Raw genomic sequence first — 25,410 nt, forward strand, 5'->3', positions numbered from 1 at the left:
ACTAATCCACCTTCTTGCCAAAATTTATTATATCTTTAACTTAACCTACTTTTAACCCACTCCTCAGTTCTTCTTATTCCTTTTTCTAAGCTTACTTTCGGTTCCCACCCTAATAGTTGTGTTGCCTTATCATAATTACATAATAGTTTCTCAATTTCACTTTGAGGATGTATATGAGGTACGTGTTGAATCATAGAATAATCACTATCAACAATCATCTTTGCTAACTCATTTATTGAAATATCATGCCCGAATCCCGCATTTACAATTTCTCCATTTACTTGAGTAGAGTATCCCGCTTCAACAACAAATTGAGCACAGTCATCTGCGTAAAGGAAATCTCTCGTTTGGTTCCCCTCACCATAAATATGTAAGCTTTGACCATTCAATTTATTTTGCAGAAATTTTGTGACTACCCCACCTTCGCCATTTGTTTTTTGATAAGGACCGTACGTATTAAACGGGCGAACAACTACTGTGGGAAGACCAAATGCATAATAATACGATAGCACCATATTTTCAGCTGCTATTTTTGCTCCTGCATATGGCGAAGTTGGTTTAATTGGATGTGCCTCATTAATACCTTCGTCACTTGAAGACCGTTCATAAACCATACATGTACTCATAAAAACAAGCTTCACACTATGCTTTTTGCATTGTTCAAGGATGTAAAATGTTCCAATAGTATCATTATTAAATGTTATAGCTGGGTACTCAATGCTATCATGTACATTAATACTTGCTGCAAGATGATAACAAAGATCAAACTTTTGTTGAAAGAGTTCGTTTAATAAAGTAGTGTCTTTAATATCCCCATGAACAAATTCTATAAAATTTTCATTTCCGATAAACTCTTGAATATTTTCTATTCTACCGTTTGATAGGTCGTCCACTATCCACACTTTGTGGTGATCTGATAATAACTGATTAACAACCCATCTTCCAATAAAACCAGCTCCCCCTGTAACAAGCATTTTCAATGACGGACTCCTCCTAAAAAGTAATACCTCGATTTTTTCTTCCAACTCTATTTATGCTCAATGTATTCCGATTAAAGTTGTACTATGTATACTAATTTCTATTGAGCTAGATCACCACGATGTCAAGTTACTTACTTATGATCTTTCCATTCAAAAAAAAACCCTTCTCTACATGAGCAAAGCTTCCTTAGATATATAAAATAACTACTCAAATGATTAAATATTCACTCCCTAGTCACTTTGTGTGAACTAGTGACAATAATCTTGAAGTAATTTACTTATGGAGTATAAAATCAGTTTCAAAGAGTTATTGACTATCCAATAAGGTTAAATTCTATTGGAAGTAATGCTACAGGCTAGAGCAATCCCTGTCCAATAACCCTCATAAGGATGAACGGCTAAAATAAAGGTGCTCGTTTATCGTATTTGAACTGAAATTCAGATTCAGTTTCCTTCAAAATGTTTTTTTACTCTTACGCCCAATCATTACTAATTATCAAGAATAAAATACACTAGACAAACTAAGAAAAGAGGCTAAGACATGGGTAAATATACTACATCCTCATGCTGTGGTAGCACTAAAGTAACTACTACAGAGAAGGCATCTTGTTGTGACTGTCCTACCTTTATTAGTGACATGCAAGGTGATACTACGTTAACTTGTACGGACCCTGAATTCCGGATTTTTTCTGGAGACACACAAGGTTCTTTAAGTGGAACAATTTCTGCCACGGGTAATAACCCCGCTGGACCTGCTGATAACGGGGCTTGCCAAACCGCAACTATACGTATCTTTTCAAACAACACAGAAATACTCACACAAGATTTAATTATATCTCAAAATCAAAGTTTTTCTTTTTGTCGTAGAAATGTTACTGAAGTAACCGCTTCGTGTAGTGGAGGAGCCTCCATTGACGATAGGTGTAGTATATCTTGGAATTTTACTTGTTCAGAAAGATGCATAACTACTACACCTTTCCAGACGAATAATACTGGAACATTATAGCGTCAATATTCTGTTACTGTAACACTGATACGAGAATTACTTTCAATTCCAAAACTTCACAAACCTTAACTAAGCACACTTAGACAAATTACCACCGTTCATATCGGTGGTTTGTTTTGATGTGTAATTTTTCAATTACCCTTCATTAACTAATGTTATTTCTTATCAAATACTCCTGCAAATTTCTCAAAAACTCTAGGAAATAAATGGTACAAAACACTACCAGCATTCATCCATCTAGGTAAATTTAACTCTCGCTTAGGATTAATCATTAATTTTATGATTTGCTCAGACACATACTCTGATTTCAAGATTATTTTTTTTACATTTTTCACATAATTACCTGATTTATCAGCAGTATTGAAAAAACTTGTTTCAATTGGTCCGGGATTAACTGCTGAAACATGAATATTTGTTTTAACAAGCTCCATTCTTAAACTATTTGTAAATCCGATGACTGCATGCTTGCTAGCTGAATAACCACTAGATTTAGGTGTGGCCAATTTGCCCGCTTGAGATGCAATGTTTATTATATGCCCCGAGTTATTGCTTACCATAGAAGGTAGCACTTCCTTCGTACAAGCCGTTAACCCAAGTACATTTACCGCAAACATTCGTTCAATATCATCCATATTTGCTTCAATAAATGAATCAAAAATACCGAATCCAGCGTTATTTACGAGAATGTCTATATGTCCAACTTGTTGATAAATTTGTTGAAAAACTACCTTTACTTGAGCTAAGTTACTTACATCAAGTGGAAGATACAGACTATCGACTGAAGCTTTTTCATTTATATATGATGAAATTTCTCTTAATTTGTCTTCAGATCGAGCTAGCATTATAGGGCGAGCACCCATCTCAGCCACCTTCAAAGCAATTTTTTCACCAATCCCTGAGGAAGCTCCTGTAATAACGATGTTTTTATTTAATAGTGTATTCATACTTCTCCCCCGCAAAAATTAAGTTCCATAAGAGACATATTTGTTCATTTTATTTTTATATGACGGTTTTATCAATTGTAGCCTTTAAAAGTTTTTTTATCTATAGACAAGCATTGTATTTTCACATGCATTAATACACCTGATAGGATCGAACATTTACTAAACCATTTTCAATTCTTTTCTTTTCAAAAATAAATATTGATTGCCTTAATAATTGAGGTAGTTTCTAGTTTATTAGACGTTTACTGATATTGTAATTTTATCACTTGGATTATTTTCTTGCTATTTTCTTTTCCAAGAATCTTTTAATGCAACAATTCTGTTGAAAATTAACTTTTCGGCTGATGAATTTTTATCTACGTTGAAATAACCATGACGGAAAAATTGAAACTTACTTTCAATCTTTGAGTTGTTAATAGCAGGTTCTATGACACAGTCTTTTTTAATCACTTTCGAATTCGGATTGATTTTTTCCATCCATGTTTTCTCTTTGTCCTTTACGATATCTTCATTCTCGAATAATTTCTCATATAATATAACGTCTGCTTTTACACCATGTAGAGCTGAAACCCAATGAATCGTACCCTTTACTTTTCTGCCTGTAAAACCTGTTCCACTTTTTGTTTTTTGGTCATACGTACAACGAAGTTCAATAATTTCACCAGTCTCATCCTTTATAACTTCATTACACTTAATAAAATAGGCTCCCTTTAATCGAACCTCTGAATTCAATGTTAACCTTTTAAAACCTTTTACGGGCACTTCCATAAAATCATCTTTTTCAATATAAATTACGCTTGAAAAAGGTACAGCTCTCTTTCCTAAATTAGGATTTTCTACATTGTTGTCAATTGATAGCATTTCCTTCTTATTTTCATCAAAGTTCGTAATAGTAACCTTTAAAGGATTTAAGACAGCCATAACACTTTTCACTTTCGGTTTCAGTTCGTTACGAACGATACTTTCAAGCATTGCATAATTAACAGTGCTTTGATGTTTTACAAAACCAATTTCATTTATAAACTTTCTGATACTTTCTGGAGTAACTCCTCTTCTTCTTAATCCCCTTATTGTTGGTAATCTCGGGTCATCCCATCCATCTACATACCCTTCTGTTACCAGCTCTCTTAAATATCTTTTACTAGTTACAACTCCTGTTAGATTTACTCTGCCAAACTCTCTTTGTTTCGGTGGTTCTTTTACATCGAGTTCACTTAATACCCATTCGTATAACGGACGATGGTCTCTAAATTCTATGGAACATAGAGAATGTGTAACCCCTTCTATTGAATCTTGAATTGGATGTGCAAAATCATACATCGGATACATACACCAATCACTACCCGTTCTATAATGGTTTTTGTGAATGATCCTATATAAGATAGGGTCTCTTAAATTGATATTTGGCGACTCCATATCTATTTTTGCTCGTAATACTTTAGAAGCTGTTGGAAATTCACCCTTTTTCATCTTTAAGAATAAAGATAAATTTTTATCAATAGTTCTTTCTCTATATGGACTATTTTTTCCAGGTTCAATTAAAGTACCACGATAATTTGTAATTTCTTCAGGAGAAAGGTCACAAACATAAGCTTTACCTTTTTTTATCAATGTAACAGCAGCATTAAAAATTTCATTAGAATAGTCTGACCCATAAAATACTCGATTACCTGGGCGATAGCCTAACCAATTAATATCCTCAATAATTGCATTAACAAACTCAATATCCTCTTTTAAAGGGTTTGTATCATCAAAGCGTAGATTAAAATTCCCATTAAACTTTTGAGAGACCATAAAGTTTGTATGAATAGCATAAACACTACCAATATGAAGATATCCATTTGGCTCAGGTGGGAACCTTGTACAAATAGGTCTATTAAAAGTACCATCCATTAAGTCGTCTTCGATTAATCTATCTATAAAACCGTTGGTAATTATCTTATTCTCACTCATTTTCTATCCTCCTAAATTTAAATTTGAATGGTTCAACAAAAAAAATCTCACCCCCAAGACTAGTTATGTCTTGGGGACGAGATTATATATCGTGGTACCACCCCAGTTTGTTAATATGTCACCATATTAACCTCTTCAGGTACGGTATTAAAATTTAATACTTATACCCTAGCTCTATAACAGGAGCACCTGTCACACTATCCCTTAAAATAAGTTCCAATGCGATACTCTGAGGCTTGGTTCAACAAATAATTCTTACTCCTTTTCAGCAGTTGGAGCTCTCTGTAAAGAATTAATATTATCTACTCTTCTCTTCGTCGCGATTACAATTTTTAGTTTTTTTTATAGTATCAGTGCAAGCATTTTTTGTAAATATTTACTTCTAAAATACACTAAATTGTTAAAATATATACGTTTTAATGTTTAAGCTACCTATTCACTATTCACACCCACTGAGGTCTGAGAAAGAAACAACACACGAATTAGCAGTACAAATTGAAGATAAAAAATTTAAAACAATATATAGAGGTTTAGCATAAGAGCCATCTATTTAAATAAGGCTAACTGGTCCTAGAACCGTTAGCCATTAAACACTTACAACTTGTTCACGTTACAACACTTTAGAAACTTGAACGGAATATAGCCATTGCTCGCTTGATGTATCGACTACAATTTCGTTGATATCCACTAAATAGTCCAATTGCCCAAACGCTTCAGACATTGTGAGAGCTAACTCCTTTTGATAAACAGAAGGATACATCTGCTTACACACCTCAAAAGCAGTCATAGGTTTTTTCTTTAACATGTCTAGCACATAATATGCCTTTTCTTTTTGTTTTTCAAGGCGTTTAAGAATTAACGAATGTGCATCTTCTATATCTTCTCCGTGACCAGTAAAAGCATAAGAGATATCAATATCAAGTAGCTTTTTAATTGACTCATTATATTGTAATTGAGGTTTTGGACGGCTTATCTCACCAAACATAGGTGCTTCAAGCAGCGGGTTAGGTGAAATAGCTGCTAATAAATGATCACCTGCAATTAACAGTCCATCTGATTCACGATAAAGCACGATATGGCTTTGGGCATGCCCTGGTGTTTCTATAACCTTCCATTCATGCAAACCATCAATCGTTTCACCTTGAATAATTTCACCTGTTAATGACCGAGTGCAAGAAAAGCGGAGAGACAGCTTCATTTTCGCGATGAGAGGCATATAGGCTGGATCTATACCCGCTTGAAAAAAAAGTGATGTAAAAAAAGATTCCCTTTGCGTTAAGTATTCCTTATCTTGACTAATCCATGGCTCATTTTTCGGATGACCAATAACCGGTAAATCAGCAGGTAAATAATCTAGTAAACCAACATGATCTGGATGATGATGTGTAATAACAACTTGCTCAATATCCTCTGGGCGATAGCCGTATTCATTTAATTGAGTTCTAAAAACATTCCATGCTTCCTCTGTTTTAATTCCAGCGTCTATTAACGTTAAGCTGTCACCTTTTATGAGATACATATTAACATCACCAACTGGAAATGGTGTTGGTACAGTTAATTTTAAAATTTGCTCCATAATTTTCACCCTTTCATATTCAATTATATTTATATAATCATTTTCCAGCTGTTAACCTACAATTTGATAGCTCCCTTAACATGAGGAGTTTAATAATCATATACTATGTATCATAGTTTACATGTTTTCCTCTCACTTGTCATTATATTCAAATAATTAGATATGATAACGCGTTAATGCGGTAAAAAAAATCAACTGATAGCTATTGACAAATAGATGTGGACAATTCATAATGACAAACAAATAAGAAAACTGAAAATCAAAACTTGTTGGGTAAATGAACTGAATGACAAACACAAGCATACACCTTTTCTCTTCAAATGTTTGTCTGAAGCGATTTGAGCCCAATCGAGCTCGATATCTATACACAAATAACCTAGGGAAATATGCCTTCTAACCAAATAAGCAAATGCGCTGAATGGGACTAGTAAATGATTAATGGTAATAAGAGAATGAAATCCACCGGCTGAAAGATTTCATAACCCACTTAATCAATGAACCTACCCAGGAGCAGTTAGCAAAACTAACCGTATGCCCACGTTACGGGAGAGAGCTGGACGATTTTCATTCGTGTGAGTTTCGAGTGTTATTGTCAATGAAGGTGGTACCGCGGAAATAGACCTATTCCGTCCTTTTTATGGACGGAATAGGTCTTATTATATTTCTTATGCTTTTTGGAATATCAATTTGATTTTGGAGGGATTACAATGAGCACTGAGTTAAATATTGCTTTCATCGGAGCAGGTTCGATGGCTGAGGCGCTAATAGCTGGTATGGTGAAGGAATCACTGTATAAGCCAAAGCAAATTTCAGTAACAAATCGCTCCAACTATTCTCGCTTAGTAGAATTATCGAATAAATACGGGGTGACAACGACTACCTCTAACGAAAGCCTCATAAAGAATGCAGATGTTATCGTCCTAGCAATGAAACCGAAAGATGTGGCTGAAGGGTTGTCCTCAATATCAAACTATATTCGAGCAGATCAGCTCATAATTTCTTTGTTGGCAGGTGTTTCTACGACATCTATAAAAGAACTTTTACAGAAAAAAAATCCTGTTATACGAGCCATGCCAAATACGTCTGCAACCATTGGCAAGTCCGCAACTGCTTTGGCACAAGGAACATATAGTTCAAAAAGCCATTTAGAAATTGCTAGAACATTGTTTGAAACTGTAGGGATCGTTACTATCGTTGCTGAAGACAAGTTACATGCTGTAACAGGCCTTTCTGGAAGTGGGCCAGCATATGTATATTATTTAGTGGAAGCGATGGAAAATGCATCAGTTGAAATTGGTTTAGATAAAGCTGTTGCCAAAGAGCTCATTTTACAAACAATTATCGGAGCAGCAGAAATGTTAAAGACATCAGAAAAACAACCTGCTACACTTAGACGCGAGGTGACAAGTCCAGGTGGTACAACAGAAGCTGGCATAAAGGTCCTAGAGCAGCACCAATATCAACAAGCTGTAATTGCATGTATAAAACGGGCAACTGATCGATCAACTGAATTGGGGGCAGCTTTAACACAACTTGTTAAATAGCAAAGCTCAGCATACCCAATTCTACCTTAAAGTAGTCTATTCATCAGGTGGAAGTTTGCCCCACCTGATGGCAAACCCCTTTTGATGAAGTAGAAACTAACTTCATATCAATAAAATTGACATTAACCTTTCGTACCTCTTGATAATCTTGGAATAGGATATGATAAAAAGTCATGAGCCATATATGTATTATCGAATATCTCACGAGCCTCATTTACAAGCACTTCAGAGCTACTCCCCTGATAGCGCGAGCTAATATGTGTTAGCATCAAAGCTTTAACATTAGCCTTTTTTGCAATCTCTGCAGCTTCATAACTAGTTGAATGAAAATAATTATAAGCTAACTCTTCTTCAGCTCCTCCAAAAGTTGCTTCATGAATCAATAAGTCTGCATTTTTACCGAGTTCAACACTTTTTTCGTTGCTTCTCGTATCTCCTAAAACCGTAATAATTCTCCCTTTTTGGCTTGGACCAATAAATTGTTTTCCATCAATGATGTCACCGTTCTCTAGCTCAATAGTTAAACCCTTTTTTATTTGTTGGTATATTGGACCAGGGGGGATACCACGTGCTTTTAACTCGTCTACAAGTAACGCTCCTGGTAAATCTTTTTCAACAATTCGATATCCATAGGAAGTAATACCATGTTCAAGTTTACCTGCAGTAACATGAAATTGCTCATCCTCATAGATCAATCCTTCATCAACTTCATGAATATGTAAATCATATTTTAAACGGGTGCTACTAGTTTTTAAGGAGATCGATAAATAATCTTTAATGCCGGTCGGTCCATAAACTGTCACTGGTGTTTCTCCACCTTGAAACGATCGGCTTCCTAATAACCCTGGAAGTCCAAAAATATGATCGCCGTGAAGATGGGTGATAAAAATTTTGTCTATTCTCCTTGGGCGAATAGATGTATGTAAAATTTGGTGTTGAGTTGCTTCACCACAATCAAAAAGCCATACGGATGCACGCTCTTCTAACAATTGTAAAGCGATTGATGTTACGTTCCGCTCCTTTGCAGGCACACCAGCTCCAGTTCCTAAAAAAATAACTTCCATAATAATACCTCCCCTACCGTTGCACTATACTAAGCATAACAACTGCAGTTGAATTAGGCAAAAAGAAAAATGATAGTTAAACTCATGTATGATTTCTTCAAATAATAAATCCCAAACTTCATCATACCAGTAGCTGTTGGTGTTAAAAGACCTCTGTTAACTAAGTAAACCTTTCATACATAAGTTTATTATGCAGGTGTCGACTTTTTACCGATAAATATGTAGAATATTAACCTATTTTATCGTACTTTTTCTTTTAAAACATAAAATTGGTTGCTATAAATTTTATTTTTGTAGTCATTTATGATAAAACTAAATATAAAGGATGAGCTAATATCATATATTTTCCTTTTACTTACAAACCACAATTAAGTATTGCATAAATACTTTTAACGCTACGAGAAGAGAGAGGTTTTGAGCGTGAGCAATGTAGAAAAACCAAAAGCAATTATTATTATTTTTGGAGCAACAGGTGACTTAGCAAAGCGAAAATTATATCCCTCCATTTATAACCTATTTAAGGAAAAAAAGATGTCTAATGACTTTGCAGTTGTGGGGGTTGCAAGGCGACCTTTATCAAACGAAGAGTTCCGTAACGATGTAAAAACTTCGATTGAAGATTCCAATATCCAAGAGCTTGATAATGATGATTTTACGTCGCATTTTTACTATCACCCTTTTGACGTAACGAATAGTTCTTCATACGAGGAATTAAAGGAGTTAGTAGACACACTTGATACAAAATATAACACCGTGGGCAACCGAATGTTTTATTTAGCAATGGCTCCGGAGTTTTTCGGTACAATTGCCTCTTTCTTAAAATCAGAAGGATTAACAAACACTCAAGGGTGGTCAAGGCTAGTCATTGAAAAACCTTTCGGCCATGACCTACCATCGGCACAAAAATTAAATGAACAAATTAGAGAATCCTTCTCTGAAGATCAAATATATCGTATCGATCATTACTTGGGTAAAGAAATGGTTCAAAATATCGAAGTTATTCGCTTTGCGAATGCTTTATTTGAACCGCTCTGGAATAATAGATATATATCAAATATCCAAATCACGTCTAGTGAATCACTTGGTGTCGAAGATCGTGGACGATACTATGAAAAATCCGGAGCATTACGGGATATGCTGCAAAACCATATGCTACAAATCGTATCTCTTCTAGCAATGGAGCCACCAAGTAAACTTGCAACAAAAGAAATTCGAAATGAGAAAGTAAAAGTATTAGGTGCACTTCGTCCAATAGAAGAACAAGAAGTTAATGATTATTTTGTTCGTGGTCAATACGGAAAAGGTATCGTTAACGATAAGAACGTGAGCGCATATCGTGATGAAAATTTAGTTGATGCAGAATCTAATACTGAAACGTATGTAGCTGGAAAACTACTTATCGATAATTTTCGCTGGGCAGGGGTGCCTTTTTACATAAGAACAGGTAAAAGAATGCCTACTAAATCAACGAAAGTCGTAGTTCAATTTAATGATGTACCGATGAATCTCTATTATAAAAAAGGCGAAACGATGCACCCTAATCTACTCGTCATACACATTCAACCAGATGAAGGAATTACATTGCATTTGAATGCAAAAAGAAGTGGACAGACGATGAAAACAACACCTATACAGCTAGATTATTGCAATAATTGTGTGGACGGCATAAATACGCCTGAAGCATATGAAAAACTTATCTTTGATTGTATGAGGGGTGATGCTACAAACTTTACGCATTGGGATGAAGTCGCTCTTTCTTGGAAATTTGTTGATACAATATCATCTGTTTGGGAAAAAGAGAAAGCACAAGATTTTCCTAATTATGAAGCTGGCACAACAGGACCAAAATTAGCAGATCAACTCCTTGCGAAAGATGGCTTTGCTTGGTGGGGGGTTTAACCCTCCACCAGATATACATATTAATTTAGCGGGGGCCATACCCCATGAAAGGAATTGAATAATAATGAAGATGTATGATGTGACTGCACAAGTTTATACAGGAATGCCTGTGTACAAAAATACACCTGCAAAACAACCGAGTTTAACGACTGTAACTAATGATTATATAACCGAATCTCGAATTGATATGGATGTGCACAGTGGAACGCATGTTGATGCACCTCTACATATGATTAATGATGGTGAAACGATTGAAACAATATCAATTGAAGACTTAGTAGGCCAATGTAAAGTATTTGACCTAACAGAGGTTGAAGACCAGATTACAAAAAAAGACATTGAAAAATTCGACATTCAGGAAAATGATTTTGTTATATTCAAAACGAAAAATTCGTATGATGAAGAGTTTAATTTTGAATTTATTTTTGTAAATGAAGAAGCTGCAAATTATCTTGCTGAAAAAGGAATAAAGGGTGTTGGTGTTGATGCATTAGGCATCGAAAGAAGCCAACCAGGACATCCAACACATAAAACATTATTTACGAATGATGTTATTATTATCGAAGGTCTTCGCTTAAAAGAAGTAGCTGCTGGTGAATACTTTATGGTTGCTGCCCCAATAAAGCTGCAGGGCTGTGATGCTGCTCCGGCGCGTGTTTTATTGTTTGAAGGTATGTAAAACAAAGAGCACTCATAAATAGTTTTTCAATATTAAAATGTGTACATCCTTTTATTTATGTTAAAAGATGTACACATTTTATTTTTTTAGTCCAACTGTTAAAACATTGATCGTTGTTTATGAGATAAAAAGCTAATATCGCTATTGTTTGTAGCATTTTTCCGTATTAACCTTAGCAAGCAATTTAGTGTAGACAAATATATACAAAGGAACAACCTATACCTTTTCAATAACTTGCACACCATCACTTGACCCAATGATAACTACGTTGGCCATATTCGGAAACAAACCTGTGTCAATGACCCCTGAAACTTGTTTCAAGCTTTGATGTAACACTGCTGGAGCATGAATGTCACTTACATTACAATCAAGTATGTAATTTCCATTGTCAGTAATATATGGCTCATTCTGAACAGTACGTAGTTGAGGCAATACATTCAATTGCTGAGTAATTTGCTTAGCAGTCCTTTGCCAAGCAAATGGTACAACTTCAATAGGTAGTGGAAACTTTCCCAAGGTTTCCACAATTTTGGTTTCATCAGCAACTATGACTAGCTGTTTTGATGAAAGAGCAACTAGCTTCTCTCTCAACAATGCACCGCCTCCTCCTTTAATAAGATTATACCCAGCATCAATTTCATCAGCACCATCTATTGTTATATCAAGTTCTTTTATTTCATCAAAATTACTCAATGGTATATTTAACTTTCTTGCTAATATCTCTGTCTGAATTGAGGTAGGTATAGTCTTTACCGAAAGTCCTGCATTCACTAACTCACCGAGCTTTTTAATTGTCCAATATACTGTTGAGCCCGTTCCAAGTCCTACTGTCATTCCATCTGTAATATATTCTACTGCTTTTTCTCCTGCAATTCTTTTTGTATCCACATAAGCCTCCTTATTTTATAATAATTTTTTAGAAACTTTGTTGTTATGGTTAATATATTTGAACTGCTAAGCAACTTTTATACAATTTCATAGTTGTTAACGAAGAAATAGGTGCTCGAACTTGAGTTATATACATAATGATTTGTCAATACAAAAAATATCAATTAATGCTACAACTATGATTCTAGTGTTTACCGTACCCTTCTAGCAGCCTGTTGAATCGGATCCCACGCACCGTTAAATGGCGGAGCATAACATAGATCAAGATCTTCTAGTTCGTTTACTGACATGCGATTATACAGCCCTGTTGCTAATACGTCCACACGCTTATCGACCCCTGCTTTACCGATCAATTGTCCACCAAGTAAAAGATGGTTATCACTTCTATAAACTAGCTTAATATGTATTGGATCAGCTCCTGGATAATACCCTGCAATATGCTTCGTAGTTATTTTTACTGTTTCATAGGGAATTTTTAAAGCATGAGCTTCTTTCTCAGAGAGTCCTGTTCTCCCTAACGATAGATCCATAAATTTTATAATGGATGACCCCGTAACTCCTGCAAAAGCTCTTGACTTTCCTACCATATTTAAACCAGCAAGCCTTCCCTGCTTGTTTGCTGTCGTGCCAAGAGGAATATAGTCATCTTGTCCTTTTACCATATGATATTGTACTGCACAATCTCCTGCCGCATACACATCCTCTATATTTGTTTGCATATAACGATTTATTTGAATTGCACCCTTTACGCCAAAAGCAAGCCCCGCGTCTTTCACAAATGTCGTATTAGGTCTTGCACCGATAGCTATTAAAACGAGATCTGTGTCATATTCACCACGATCTGTTTGCACTGATTCAACAAATTTATCCCCATTCAAGGAAAGGACATTCTCATTTGTATTTAACTCTATTCCATGCTTTGTTGCTTCTTCATGAATGAGTTCAGCCATATCTTCATCAAAAATACTTCCCAATTGACTACCACGTTGAATCATGCGAACATTTTTTCCAAGCATTTTGAAGTTTTCTGCCATCTCTAAGCCAATGTAACCACCACCAATTACAGTTACATTGTTTATATTATCATCCAGTTCTTCAAGTATGCTATTAGCATCTGGGATTGTTTTCAGTGTAAACACACGCTTAAGGTCCACACCCTTCCATTTTGGAACGACAGGTGATGCACCGCTAGCAATTAATAATTTATCATACTCATAAGCGAACGTTTCTCCAGTATGGCTGTTAATACCTTGAACTACTTTTTCTTCAGGAATAACATTTTGAACTTCGTGGTATATTTGTGCATTAATTCCATATTTGTCTCGAAAAGTCTCCACAGACCTAGCTATAAGTTTCTCTGTGGATGGAATTACTCCACTTATCGTATATGGTAAACCGCATTGGCCATAAGAATAAATTCCACCTTTTTCTAATGTTGTGACCATAGCATCGCTGTCATTTCTAATAATTTGCATAGCAGCACTCATACCAGCTGCATCACCGCCTATAATTACGTAATTCAAAAAATCATCCTCCCCACTCTTATATTTATCAATGATTTTCAGTAACAGCGAAATTATTTTTTATCGGTTCTCATGATAAAAAACTTTTTATATCTGATAATAACTGTTCACTATCCTCAAACATGCTCATATGACCAACGTGTTTAATAAGAGATTGAGTTATATTGTCTTTTGAAGTGGAAAACACCTTTGCTGTTGATATGATTCGATCCTGTTCTCCTGCGACTAATAACACAGGTAAAGAAGTATGCTCTAGTATATCGCTTCGATTTGGGCGATTTTTCATTGCATTTAACGCACCAATAGTTCCCTCTTTTGATGTTTTATACCCAATTTCCTTTATGTAAGCCACCTCTTCCTTCATTTTCATTACGTTATTTTCCGAAAAAAGCTTAGGGACTAAACCATTAATTAAGGGGTCTACCCCGTCTTTCTCAACTTTTTTTATATTCGCTTCCCTACCGGCTATCGCCTCATCTGAATCAGCAAAAGCAGTCGAATGAATGAGTGAAAAACTATTTAGCATGCTACTATAACGTTCTACAAAAGCGAGTGTAATGTACCCACCTAAGGAATGTCCAAACATTGAAACTTTATTAATATTCAGCGCTTCTAACAAAAGTTTAATATCTTCAGCCATATCTTCAATGGTATAATCGTCGGTTTGATAAGTTGAACCTCCGTGCCCGCGTAAATCAGGAGCAATTACTCGATATTGTTTCGCTAATTTTGGCATAATCCTTTCCCAATATGCAAGACTCCCACAAAACCCATGCAGTAAGACAATTGGTTCACCTTGTCCAACATCTTCATATGATAGTGTTAAATTTCCCGATATGAACCGCTTCTTTAGCAAAATTTCCCCCTCCTATTGACTAATAAATAATTTAACCTTCAAATATACAAAAGAAAGCCCCACCTTAAGGAGCTTTCTTCATTACTTTTATTTTTCTAACCATTCTGTATGGAAAATGCCTTCTTTATCAATTCTTTTATACGTATGCGCACCAAAATAGTCACGCTGTGCTTGAAGTAGGTTTGCAGGTAAAGTTTCAGTACGATAACTATCGTAATAAGCGAGAGCACTAGAAAGTGCAGGTACAGGAATACCTAACTTCACCGCACTAGCAATAATCTCACGTAGTGATGATTGATAGCTTTCAACGATCTCTTTAAAATATGGATCAAGCAAAAGGTTTGGTAAATGAGTATCTCTATCATATGCATCCTTAATTTTTTGTAGGAATCTTGCTCGAATAATACATCCGCCTCTAAAAATCATCGCAATATCTCCGTATTGTAGATTCCAATCATATTCTTCAGAAGCAGCTTTATATTGAGCCCAGCCTTGAGCGTAGGAACATATTTTACTCATATACAATGCTTTTCTTACGGCTTCAATAAACTCTTGTCTATCTCCGTCAAAAGCAGGTGATTGTGGACCACTTAACATGGAGCTTGCTTTAACCCGTTCTTCCTTCATAGCAGATATGAAGCGCGCAAAAACAGATTCTGTAATAATAGGTAATGGTACACCAAGGTCAAGAGCACTTTGGCTTGTCCACTTCCCTGTACCTTTTTGACCAGCTGTATCTAAGATAACATCAACTAGAGGTTTCCCCGTTTCCTCATCAACTTTTTTGAATATATCTGCTGTGATTTCAATGAGATAACTATCAAGTTCACCTGTATTCCACTCTTTAAATATTTCATGAAGTTCTAAAGCGTTTAATCCTAAGACGTTTTTCAATAGAAAATAAGCTTCACTAATAAGTTGCATATCGCCATATTCAATTCCATTATGCACCATTTTCACATAATGTCCAGCTCCATCTGGGCCAATATATGTACAACAAGGCTCACCATCAACTTTTGCGGAAATAGCTTCAAAAATTGGTCGTACAAGCTCGTATGCTTCCTTTTGGCCACCTGGCATAATAGCTGGGCCTTTTAAAGCACCTTCTTCTCCACCTGAAACCCCTGTACCAATAAAGTGAATGCCTTTCTCAGCTAACAGTTGGTTTCTTCTTTGTGTATCGCCAAAATAAGTATTTCCACCGTCTATTAAAATATCCCCTTTTGATAAGTGAGGAAGTAATTGTTCAATCGTTGCATCCGTCGGTTTCCCTGCCTTAACCATCAACATGATTTTCCGTGGTACTTCAAGTGATTCCACAAATTCTTCAATGCTATAAGTAGGTTTTACATTTTTTCCTTGTGCTTCACTAAGCATTTCATCCGTTTTTTCACGTGAACGATTATATACAGATATAGAGTACCCTCTACTTTCAATATTAAATGCTAAATTTTTCCCCATGACCGCTAAGCCGATCACACCAATTTGCTGTTTTGTCATGATAAGTACTTCCTTTCTATCAACAAATTCTATATTCAACCTTGAAAATACCACAAATATACTACTATAATCAAGTTCCACACACTAAGGTACTACAGGAAAAAGTCTTTTTCAAAGCTTGTGCCTGATTCATTATCTCCATAATCATTTGATTTGTTAACTTTCACACCTCTTTTTATCGTATCTTTACCGAACTTTTCATTTATTTGTGTTATTGTATTCGCTAATGGTTCTTCTCTAGCATCATCTTCGAATGAAAAAATATCAAGTTGTTTTGATGCAGTTTCTTTTTCAAGTAAGTTTTGAGCTGTAATACCGAGCAAACGAATCGGTTGCTCATCCCAATGGCTTTTTAATAGTTGTAGCCCTGTCGAAAAAAGAATCTCCTCATCAGACATCGGGTTTGAAAGCTTTTGACTACGAGTAATCGTTTTGCGATTAGCGTAGCGGATCGTTAGTTGAACTGTTTGACAAACTAAATGTTTACGCCTCAAACGTTGTCCTACCGATTGGGCTAATTTCTGCAGTACTTTCTCTATTTTACGTTCATCAATTGTATCGTGTGGTAAAGTTGTTGAATTACCTATACTTTTACGATCATAAATCGCCTCTGGGTCAACCTGCCTCCCATCTTGCCCATTTGCTCTTTCCTTCAACTTTATACCGTTAATCCCAAGAAGGTTTTTTAACTGAACTTCGTTTCCTTTCGCTAAATCCTCGATCGTTTGAATATTGATAGTCTTTAACTTTTCTGCTGTTCTTTTACCAACCCCGTGCATAGCATCAACCTGTAACGGCCAAAGCTTTGTTGCTACATCTCTTTTTCTCAAAATCGTGACACCAAGCGGTTTTTTCATATTTGATGCCATTTTAGCTAAAAATTTATTAGGTGCTATACCAATACTACAAGGTAATTGCAGATTGTGAAGAAGTTTTTTTTGTATCTCTGTGGCGATTTGAAGAGGTGAACCGAGCTCATAGCAATTAGTAATATCTACGTATCCTTCATCAATGGACACTGGCTCGACGAGTGGAGTAATTGTTCTAAGCACGTCAAACATTTGCAATGAAGCTTTCCTATATCTTTCGAAATTTGGCTTAATTATCGCTAGTGTTGGACATAGCTTTTTCGCTTCCCATACGGGCATTGTAGTCTTAACTCCTAGAGCACGTGCTTCGTAGCTACATGTTATAATAATTCCTCTTCGTTCTTCTACATTTCCAGCGATCGCAATTGGCTTTCCTTTAAGCGATGGTTCATATGATACTTCAACAGATGCATAAAAACTATTCATGTCTACATGTAAAATTACTTGACCATTTTTCGGATATAAATGTTTCATAAAAAACACTTCCAAAATTAATGTGATAAGACAGTCACCTATTATTGGTGACTGAGCAAATGTCCTTTAATATCTTCTTTCCCTTCCAAACTATCAAATAGCATAGCAGGATCAATTAAAGTTACTAAGCGATTTTGTAAATTTGCTACACCTGTGAAATAAGACGTCTTTTTAAACTGTACAAGTTGAACTTCTTTTATATAATCACTTGAAATATCAATAATTTCCTTTGCTTCATCAACTACAAACCCGACGGTAATATCTTTAGCTTTTGTAACTATTAATTTAATGTTATCCATAGTTTCAAAAGAGTTGTTAAATAAAATAGTTCTCGTATCAATAATCGGTACAAGCTCATCGCGAATTTTTAAGACACCTATCACATATGGAGGCATTTGAGGAATGATCGTAACAGACGCCATTTTTTCTATCGAAACGACTTGATTAATTGGAAATCCGTATTCTTCCTTATTTATATTAAAAACGACCACTTTATTGCTTTCCATCTAAATTCCCCCTTCAAACGGCAACGGCTACAAAAACTATTTACTAAGTACATTCTTTAGAAATGCAAACAATTTCTAGCAATACCAAAGGCTGTTTTCGTATTCGTTGTTGTTTTATAAATTACATATAGCCATTTAGCGTCCGTAGCATCTTTTCTTCTAACGTATATTAATGTTGGTAACAAGGTAACAATGGCAACAATTTCACGAAATTGCTTAACTAAAAAATCGGCCCCACTTAGGAAATGGAGCCTGATCATTACCTTAATTCGCTACTTCCTCAATAATTGCAACGACCATTTCAGCACATTTTACTAATTCTTCAATTGGTATTTTTTCATTTGTTGTATGTATTTCTTCATAACCAACTGCTAAGTTAACTGTTGGAATTCCAAACCCAGCAATTACATTAGCGTCACTGCCCCCACCACTTCTTTGTAGTTCGCATGGACGATTGATTTTTTTTGCAGCTTTTTTTGCGATCTCAACAACATGATCGCCATCACCAAACTTAAATCCTGGATACATAATGTTGACTTCTACATCAGCTTTTCCACCCATTTGTTCTGCAACAGATTCAAAAGCATCCTTCATTTTTGCAACTTGTGCTTCCATTTTTTCTTGAACTAATGAGCGTGCCTCAGCTAAAATATCAACACGATCACAAACAATATTTGTTTGGGAGCCACCCTCAAAGCGTCCAATATTTGCAGTTGTTTCTTCATCAATACGGCCTAACGGCATTTGTGCAATTGCTTTTGACGCAATTGTTATTGCAGAAACTCCTTTTTCCGGAGCAACCCCAGCATGAGCTGTTTTTCCATGGATGGTCGCTATTATTTTCGCTTGCGTAGGTGCAGCTACCACAATATTACCTACTTTACCATCGCTATCAATTGCATAACCATACTTTGCAATGATTTGAGATGGGTCTAATACTTTTGCGCCGACTAGACCAGACTCTTCACCAACAGTAATAATAAATTGAATCGTTCCATGTGCAATATTATTTTCTTTTAACACACGAATTGCTTCTAGCATTGCAGCTAATCCAGCTTTGTCATCTGCGCCTAAAATCGTTGTGCCATCAGTTACAATGTAGCCATCTTTAATCGAAGGTTTGATGCCATTTCCTGGTACTACTGTGTCCATATGTGAAGTAAAATAGATAGGGTCAACACCATTTTTTGTACCTTCTAATGTGCAAATTAAATTGCCAGCACCATGCCCTGTTTGTGAAGTTGTATCATCTTCTACTACTTTTACACCTAAGGATGAAAATTTCCCCTTTAATACTTTTGCTATTTCTGTTTCATATTTTGTTTCAGAATCTACCTTCACTAGTTCAATAAATTCGTTAACTAGACGATCTTGTTGAATCATTGTCATTCCTCCATCATTTTTATCAGCTTTTGCACATTTCTAGTGTAATATAAAACAGTTTATTTTTCACCTTTTGTCGGTTATCCATCCTTCTAATGCAGGCCACCAATGTTATGTTTATCCTAAATTCATTACTAGCTTCATCTTAAACTACACAACTAAAAAAGAAAGAAGCATTACTCCAAATACATAATGCTTCTCTAAAATACTGTTATTGTTTATTTGAATAAAAGCTCAGTTAAACTTCAATGTTTAGTTATAAGGAGAAACCCTATACAAACGTAAACTGGTGAATGTGTCTATCATGTCAAGTTTACACTAACGCTTGTCAGAGGAGTTAGGGTGGCAACCCACCGTTCACACAGGACTTGGGCTGATTATAGGTATTTGCATACGCTTGTGCTTTTATTACTGGCTAACTTCAGCGCCTATCCCCTCGAGGTCACTTCGCTAATTCAATTGAAGGTAAAAAGCACCTTCATGCGAATTGGCTCCAGTGCTTGTCGGGGATGAACAAGGCGCTTGCGTTTTTGTTACTGGCTAACTTCAGCGCCTATCCCCTCGAGGTCACTTCGCCAAGAGACATTATGTGTCTTCCACTATTAAGAGAAGAATAGAACAGTCAGCTCCTATTTCGTTCCTACAACGGGATGTTACCGTGTTTCTTTTTTGGACGCTGTTCTTTCTTATTCCTCAGCATTTCAAGTGCTTGAACTATTTTAATTCTCGTTTCTCGTGGGTCGATGACGTCATCAACCATACCTTGACTAGCTGCTACATATGGGTTTGCAAACTTCTTCCGGTATTCTTCTATTTTTTGTGCTCGTATCTCTTCAGGATTTTCACTTGCGTTAATTTCGTTTGCAAAAATAATATTTGCCGCACCTTGAGGCCCCATTACAGCTATTTCAGCATTTGGCCATGCAAATACAATATCTGCTCCGATTGATTTACTATTTAGCGCAACATATGCTCCACCATATGCCTTACGAAGTATTACTGTTAATTTTGGAACAGTAGCTTCAGAATAGGCATATAAAATTTTTGCACCGTGACGAATAATTCCACCATGTTCTTGTTTAACACCTGGGAAAAAACCCGTCACATCTTCAAACGTGATAAGTGGAATGTTAAACGAATCGCAAAAACGAATAAATCGTGCAGCCTTATCTGAAGAATCGATATCTAATCCTCCCGCCATAAACTTTGGTTGGTTACATACGAGTCCAACTACTTCGCCTCTTATTCGCGCAAAGCCTACAACTATATTGCGAGCGAAGTGCTCATGGATTTCTAAAAAAGAGCCTTCATCTACAACTTGTTCAATGACTTTACGGACATCATATGGACGAACAGGATCAAAAGGGATCACATCTGTTAAATCTGCTCGATAATCATCATCTGATGAAACCTCATAAATAGCAGCCTTCTCCTCATTGTTTTGAGGTAAATAACTTAATAATTTTCGAACTTGAGCAAGTACTTCCTCTTCCGTCTGACCAGAAAAATGGGCGTTACCACTTATAGAATTATGTACATTTGCTCCACCTAAATCCTCTGAACTAATTTGTTCACCAGTTACAGTCTCAATTACTTTTGGACCAGTGATGAACATTTGACTCGTCTTTTCTACCATGAAAACAAAATCAGTAATTGCAGGAGAATAAACAGCTCCTCCCGCACAAGGTCCCATAATTACCGAAATTTGTGGAATCACACCTGAATAGATTGAGTTTCTATAAAAGACATGACCATAGCCATCTAAAGACAAAACCCCTTCTTGGATTCTGGCACCACCAGAGTCATTTAGTCCGACAAATGGAGCTCCATTTTGAACTGCTAAATCCATTACATTTGCTATTTTTTTAGCATGCATTTCGCCTAGTGCGCCACCAAAAACAGTGAAATCTTGCGAAAATAAATATATCGGTTTCCCGTTGACTTTTCCATATCCTGTTACAACTCCATCTCCAGGACCTTCCTTATTACCTAGACCAAAGTCGTTGCAACGATGTTCAATAAATGGGTTTAATTCAACAAATGTTCCTTCATCTACTAACAGCTCAATACGCTCTCGAGCTGTTAATTTACCTTTTTCATGCTGTTTAGCTATTTTATTATCCCCACCACCCATCTCAACTTTTCTACGTCGATCGTATAAGTCATTAATTTTTTCATAGATGTCTTCCATGCTAATCCTCCTGCATTCTTTTTTCACAAAGCTCAAATAATACACCTTTTGTCGATTTAGGATGAATAAAAGCTATTTGCGAACCTCCTGCACCCGTTTTTGCTTTCTCGTTAATCATCCGAATCCCGTTCACCTTCATATCTTCTAGTCGTTGTTCTATAGAGTCTACAGCTAATGCTATATGATGGATACCTTCTCCGCGTTTTTCAATAAAAATTGCTATAGGACTATCTGTGTGTATTGGTTCTAATAGTTCTAGCTTAGATTCACCTATTTTTAAAAAGGCTACGCGAACTTTTTCAGACTCTACCTCTTCGATTCCTTCTAAATGTAGCTGAAGTACATCTTGATAAAATGGTAGCGCTTCCTTTATTGAACGTACTGCAATACCAATATGATCAATTTTCTTTACCATATCGCAATAACACCCTTTCTAGTAAAATATCTTCACACAATAGTGATTAGATAGCTACTCTTATCAGAAATAAAACTGTAGTTTCCATAACATATTACCTCATACTAGACCATAGGTTTCTATTCTAGTCTAGAGAGTCACTGGTGATGACATTACATTGATGTCCACTGAGCGTAAGCTTACTTATTCTAGGTGGAATTACATATGTTGCACTTTCCAATTATCCAGTTACGCCTCCTTGCCTATCGAGTTGCTGCATCTATACAACTGAAGGCAAAAAACGACTTCTAGTGTATAGTCTTCAACGCTTGTCGAGGAAGTCATGGATGACGATACCCTACTATTGCCTACAGGAGGTGGGCTAATTTAATGGAATGGAATTGAGTTGGCTTCGCTTTCCTTATTAACTTATTCTGCAAAAAACGACATTTTCCTTCAATTATTCTAATTTCCAAAATCAACTACAACTTCATAGAATAACTTCTTGTCCAAGTTATCATTTGCGGTTAAAATGATATAAAGAAAGTTTTGTTTAGGAGGGGAAAAAGAATGTCCCGTAAAAAGACACAAAAGGTTATCATTTATGTCATGCTCGGTACAATGTTACTTACTACGTTATTAGCTGGTGCTAGTACGTGGCTATAAAATATAATTATTAAAGCATCGGAATAAATAAATTCCGATGCTTTTTTATACTTCATCTTGTTATTTGAACTGAGCTTGCTGAATATCTTTCAACGTTCCATTGCGCCATAATGTACCGCTAACGCTTCAAAGCTGTCCTCACTACGAACAATTAAAACTCTTGTCCCGATAGGCAGTTGGTCAAAAAGCTGTTCAACATCTTTATTTTGCATCCTAACACACCCTTGTGTTACATATGTTCCAATAGATGAAGGGTTATTCGTACCATGGATGCCGTATATTCTACCTTGCGTACCTTTTACATCAAGCCCAAGCCATCTGCTCCCTAATGGATTTTTTGGAGAGCCACCTTGAATATCTTTTTTTCGATAGTATGGATTAATTGCTTTAACGATAATCGTGAATTCTCCTTGTGGTGTATCGTTGTTAGTAACACCTGTGGCGATAGGAAAAACCCCCTGTATTTCCCCATCATTAATATATGCTAATTTATTGTCATGTTTATTAATAATAACAAAAGGGTCACCAATTATTGGATTTTGCCCTAATGGCCATATTGGAGATAAAGAAATCGTAAACAACAGCAACAAAGACCAATTCAAAACTTAACCACCCCCATTTAATCCACTTCATCTTTAGTGTTATTAGAACGAGGGGTTTTATTCAAGATTTAAACTAGTTCATTGGTATAAATGAGTCTTTAATAATTAGGTAGAGCTCCATCTCTTTTATAAAATGAAGTAAAGAAGCTCTTTCCTCAAATTCTTCACGACTAATTGGTAAAGGCATGTCCTCAAACTGTTTTTTCATATTTGCTAACTTTATTAAGTATGTTTTAGCTGTATTACCAGGATGAATACCTGTAATTAATTCCTCTACGAAATCAGCTATAATTTCACCCTGTTCCACAGTTATAGTAATTGATGTTACTGTCGGTAACACTCTCTCAATAATTTCAAACTGCTTTTCTCGCATAGCAAAGTAATGGTAGTAACCGTCTTTTTTCTGAAGAAAGCGATTTTCAATGTCCTTAAGTGCCACATCTTTAGCCTCTTGTATTAGCGTATCTGTTACTGTTATCTCTTCCCCTTTCCAGCTCATATCATTTGTTCGTAAATAAACAACAATATGTTCGAATATTTTTTTAAAATTACCTTCAACTTCTTGCTGATAACTTCGTAGTCTTTTTTCAACACTTGGCATGTATATATTTACGAGTAATGCAATTAATATACCGATTAAAATAATAATTAATTCATTTATAACAAATTGAACAGTAAATTGCTGCGCAGCATAAAAATGAAGAATAATTACAATACTTGTTATTATTCCTTCCTGAATCCGTAACATAACAGTTGTAGGAATAAAAAATAAAACTAATAGACCAACTGAAACTGGTGTATATCCAATACCCTCGAAAAATACAAATGCAAAAACAATGCCTACAACACAAGCTAGAAACCTGTCAATAGAGCTTAACACCGATTCTTTCTTTGTCGATTGAATACATAATACAGTAATAATTCCTGCTGAAATGTAATTCTCCAATTGCAAGAAATTCGCAAGAGCCATTGAAGTCGTTATTCCAAGTGCAGTTTTCAACGTTCGATAACCAATTTTAAACATAATCTTCTCCTAGGTTGTGAATTCCCATATATGTAGTTACACTTTCATTGCAATCATTATTATAAACCGCAAGCTAAAGAATTGAAAGTTCCACTATTATAAGGAGATATGCGCAGCTTTTTAATTGACAAGTAAAAAAAAAGATGGTTTAATTATCTTTAATTGAAGATATTTTAATATGAGATAATTATTCAGTTTTAGCTAATCAATAGATTATGGAAGTGAGGTATTAACAAATGAACGCAGCGCAATTAATTAAAGAAAGACGGTCCGCAAGTAATTTTGAAGAAGACATTAAAATGACCGAACATGATTTTGAACAAATATTTGAGCTAGTTAAGTATGCTCCATCAGCATTTAATTTGCAGCATACACACTATGTTGTCGTACAAAATGCTTCAACGAAGCTTGAGCTCAAAGAAGCAGCTTTTGGCCAACACAAAGTTGGTACAGCTTCTGCAACAATCGTTGTTTTAGGTGATCGATTAGCTTATCAACAAGCTGCTAATATATACGAGGGACTTGTAAACTTAAATATACTCAGTAAGCAAGAATTTGATCATACGATTCAAAGTATTAATCAACTATATGAATCTCGCGGTTCTCAATTCTTAACAGAAGAAGCAATTAGAAACGCTAGCTTATCAGCAATGTTGTTTATGATTGCGGCAAAAGAACAGGGCTGGGATACTTGCCCAATGATTGGTTTTAATCCTAATCAAGTAAAAAAGGTATTACAGTTAGAGGATCGTTATGAACCTGTATTATTAATTACTATTGGCAAAGAAAAACTCTCTAGTCGCTCTCCTAGAGGATACAGAAAACCAGTAAGAGAATTTGTTACGTTTACATAAGAAATTGCTCTACAAATAATAGAAGCGCTCCTCTT

General features: G+C 35.6%; 23 protein-coding genes and 2 other annotated features. Of the genes, 6 read left to right on the forward strand and 17 right to left on the reverse strand.

The window, feature by feature from the left end:
• Positions 1 to 35: 35 nt before the first annotated feature.
• Positions 36 to 980 carry a dTDP-glucose 4,6-dehydratase gene (locus ACSVDA_RS04800; protein WP_485881296.1) on the reverse strand — a complete coding sequence of 315 codons (945 nt, stop codon included), beginning with the start codon at positions 978 to 980 and terminating at the stop codon, positions 36 to 38.
• Between the two features lie 541 nt (positions 981 to 1,521).
• Between ACSVDA_RS04800 and ACSVDA_RS04805 the strand changes: the two genes are divergently transcribed.
• The gene (locus ACSVDA_RS04805; RefSeq protein WP_485881298.1) at positions 1,522 to 1,986 is read left to right on the forward strand and encodes a hypothetical protein; all 465 of its coding nucleotides are present in this window, start codon (positions 1,522 to 1,524) and stop codon (positions 1,984 to 1,986) included.
• Between the two features lie 155 nt (positions 1,987 to 2,141).
• On the opposite strand, the gene ACSVDA_RS04810 is transcribed toward ACSVDA_RS04805, so the two are convergent.
• The 3 genes from ACSVDA_RS04810 to ACSVDA_RS04820 form a co-directional block, all read right to left on the reverse strand.
• Complete coding sequence (locus ACSVDA_RS04810; RefSeq protein WP_485881300.1) at positions 2,142 to 2,930, reverse strand: SDR family NAD(P)-dependent oxidoreductase; 789 nt, start codon at positions 2,928 to 2,930, stop codon at positions 2,142 to 2,144.
• 282 nt (positions 2,931 to 3,212) lie between these two features.
• A complete protein-coding gene (locus tag ACSVDA_RS04815; protein ID WP_485881302.1) occupies positions 3,213 to 4,883 on the reverse strand; it encodes a glutamine--tRNA ligase/YqeY domain fusion protein in 1,671 nt (556 codons plus the stop codon).
• A 69-nt stretch (positions 4,884 to 4,952) separates the two neighbouring features.
• Positions 4,953 to 5,210: a binding site (T-box leader), on the reverse strand.
• Between the two features lie 283 nt (positions 5,211 to 5,493).
• Positions 5,494 to 6,459: an MBL fold metallo-hydrolase gene (locus ACSVDA_RS04820; RefSeq protein WP_485881304.1), complete on the reverse strand. Its 966-nt coding sequence runs from the start codon at positions 6,457 to 6,459 to the stop codon at positions 5,494 to 5,496.
• A 405-nt stretch (positions 6,460 to 6,864) separates the two neighbouring features.
• Positions 6,865 to 7,096: a binding site (T-box leader), on the forward strand.
• 70 nt (positions 7,097 to 7,166) lie between these two features.
• Here ACSVDA_RS04820 and proI point away from each other — a divergent pair.
• Positions 7,167 to 8,003: a pyrroline-5-carboxylate reductase ProI gene (gene proI / locus ACSVDA_RS04825; protein WP_485881306.1), complete on the forward strand. Its 837-nt coding sequence runs from the start codon at positions 7,167 to 7,169 to the stop codon at positions 8,001 to 8,003.
• Between the two features lie 122 nt (positions 8,004 to 8,125).
• On the opposite strand, the gene rnz is transcribed toward proI, so the two are convergent.
• A complete protein-coding gene (gene rnz, locus ACSVDA_RS04830) occupies positions 8,126 to 9,067 on the reverse strand; it encodes a ribonuclease Z (RefSeq protein ID WP_485881308.1) in 942 nt (313 codons plus the stop codon).
• Positions 9,068 to 9,487: 420 nt separating this feature from the next.
• Here rnz and zwf point away from each other — a divergent pair, with 420 nt between their 5' ends.
• Together zwf and ACSVDA_RS04840 are read left to right on the forward strand one after the other, a co-directional pair.
• On the forward strand, positions 9,488 to 10,966 hold the full coding sequence (zwf, locus tag ACSVDA_RS04835) for a glucose-6-phosphate dehydrogenase (RefSeq protein ID WP_485881310.1): 1,479 nt from the start codon (positions 9,488 to 9,490) through the stop codon (positions 10,964 to 10,966).
• Between the two features lie 64 nt (positions 10,967 to 11,030).
• Positions 11,031 to 11,645, forward strand: coding sequence for a cyclase family protein (locus ACSVDA_RS04840; protein WP_485881312.1), 615 nt, complete (start codon positions 11,031 to 11,033; stop codon positions 11,643 to 11,645).
• 216 nt (positions 11,646 to 11,861) lie between these two features.
• On the opposite strand, the gene rpiA is transcribed toward ACSVDA_RS04840, so the two are convergent.
• The 10 genes from rpiA to mce all read right to left on the reverse strand — a co-directional run bounded on the left by rpiA (position 11,862) and on the right by mce (position 22,250).
• Positions 11,862 to 12,533: a ribose-5-phosphate isomerase RpiA gene (gene rpiA, locus ACSVDA_RS04845; RefSeq protein WP_485881314.1), complete on the reverse strand. Its 672-nt coding sequence runs from the start codon at positions 12,531 to 12,533 to the stop codon at positions 11,862 to 11,864.
• Positions 12,534 to 12,724: 191 nt separating this feature from the next.
• Positions 12,725 to 14,056, reverse strand: coding sequence for a CoA-disulfide reductase (locus tag ACSVDA_RS04850; RefSeq protein ID WP_485881316.1), 1,332 nt, complete (start codon positions 14,054 to 14,056; stop codon positions 12,725 to 12,727).
• A 70-nt stretch (positions 14,057 to 14,126) separates the two neighbouring features.
• Complete coding sequence (locus ACSVDA_RS04855; RefSeq protein ID WP_485881318.1) at positions 14,127 to 14,912, reverse strand: alpha/beta fold hydrolase; 786 nt, start codon at positions 14,910 to 14,912, stop codon at positions 14,127 to 14,129.
• 87 nt (positions 14,913 to 14,999) lie between these two features.
• Complete coding sequence (gene gndA, locus ACSVDA_RS04860; RefSeq protein ID WP_485881320.1) at positions 15,000 to 16,412, reverse strand: NADP-dependent phosphogluconate dehydrogenase; 1,413 nt, start codon at positions 16,410 to 16,412, stop codon at positions 15,000 to 15,002.
• Positions 16,413 to 16,504: 92 nt separating this feature from the next.
• A complete protein-coding gene (locus ACSVDA_RS04865; RefSeq protein WP_485881321.1) occupies positions 16,505 to 17,755 on the reverse strand; it encodes a DNA polymerase IV in 1,251 nt (416 codons plus the stop codon).
• Positions 17,756 to 17,796: 41 nt separating this feature from the next.
• Positions 17,797 to 18,261, reverse strand: coding sequence for a chemotaxis protein CheW (locus ACSVDA_RS04870; protein ID WP_485881323.1), 465 nt, complete (start codon positions 18,259 to 18,261; stop codon positions 17,797 to 17,799).
• A gap of 56 nt (positions 18,262 to 18,317) precedes the next feature.
• Positions 18,318 to 18,521: a hypothetical protein gene (locus ACSVDA_RS04875; protein WP_485881325.1), complete on the reverse strand. Its 204-nt coding sequence runs from the start codon at positions 18,519 to 18,521 to the stop codon at positions 18,318 to 18,320.
• 4 nt (positions 18,522 to 18,525) lie between these two features.
• Positions 18,526 to 19,644 carry a tripeptidase T gene (locus tag ACSVDA_RS04880; protein WP_485881327.1) on the reverse strand — a complete coding sequence of 373 codons (1,119 nt, stop codon included), beginning with the start codon at positions 19,642 to 19,644 and terminating at the stop codon, positions 18,526 to 18,528.
• Positions 19,645 to 20,284: 640 nt separating this feature from the next.
• A complete protein-coding gene (locus ACSVDA_RS04885; protein ID WP_485881328.1) occupies positions 20,285 to 21,835 on the reverse strand; it encodes an acyl-CoA carboxylase subunit beta in 1,551 nt (516 codons plus the stop codon).
• Between the two features lies 1 nt (position 21,836).
• Positions 21,837 to 22,250: a methylmalonyl-CoA epimerase gene (gene mce, locus ACSVDA_RS04890; protein ID WP_485881330.1), complete on the reverse strand. Its 414-nt coding sequence runs from the start codon at positions 22,248 to 22,250 to the stop codon at positions 21,837 to 21,839.
• Positions 22,251 to 22,799: 549 nt separating this feature from the next.
• On the opposite strand from mce, the gene prli42 reads away from it, so the two are divergent.
• Positions 22,800 to 22,895, forward strand: coding sequence for a stressosome-associated protein Prli42 (gene prli42, locus ACSVDA_RS04895; protein ID WP_214480176.1), 96 nt, complete (start codon positions 22,800 to 22,802; stop codon positions 22,893 to 22,895).
• 89 nt (positions 22,896 to 22,984) lie between these two features.
• On the opposite strand, the gene ACSVDA_RS04900 is transcribed toward prli42, so the two are convergent.
• Positions 22,985 to 23,497: a L,D-transpeptidase gene (locus ACSVDA_RS04900; RefSeq protein ID WP_485881332.1), complete on the reverse strand. Its 513-nt coding sequence runs from the start codon at positions 23,495 to 23,497 to the stop codon at positions 22,985 to 22,987.
• 73 nt (positions 23,498 to 23,570) lie between these two features.
• The gene (locus ACSVDA_RS04905) at positions 23,571 to 24,521 is read right to left on the reverse strand and encodes an aromatic acid exporter family protein (protein WP_485881334.1); all 951 of its coding nucleotides are present in this window, start codon (positions 24,519 to 24,521) and stop codon (positions 23,571 to 23,573) included.
• A gap of 236 nt (positions 24,522 to 24,757) precedes the next feature.
• Here ACSVDA_RS04905 and ACSVDA_RS04910 point away from each other — a divergent pair, with 236 nt between their 5' ends.
• Positions 24,758 to 25,375, forward strand: a complete 618-nt coding sequence (locus ACSVDA_RS04910) for a nitroreductase family protein (RefSeq protein ID WP_485881336.1) — start codon at positions 24,758 to 24,760, stop codon at positions 25,373 to 25,375.
• The last annotated feature ends 35 nt before the right edge of the window (positions 25,376 to 25,410 follow it).

The organism is Cytobacillus sp. Hm23, from assembly GCF_051842895.1.
Classification (GTDB): Bacteria; Bacillota; Bacilli; order Bacillales; family SM2101; genus Nanhaiella.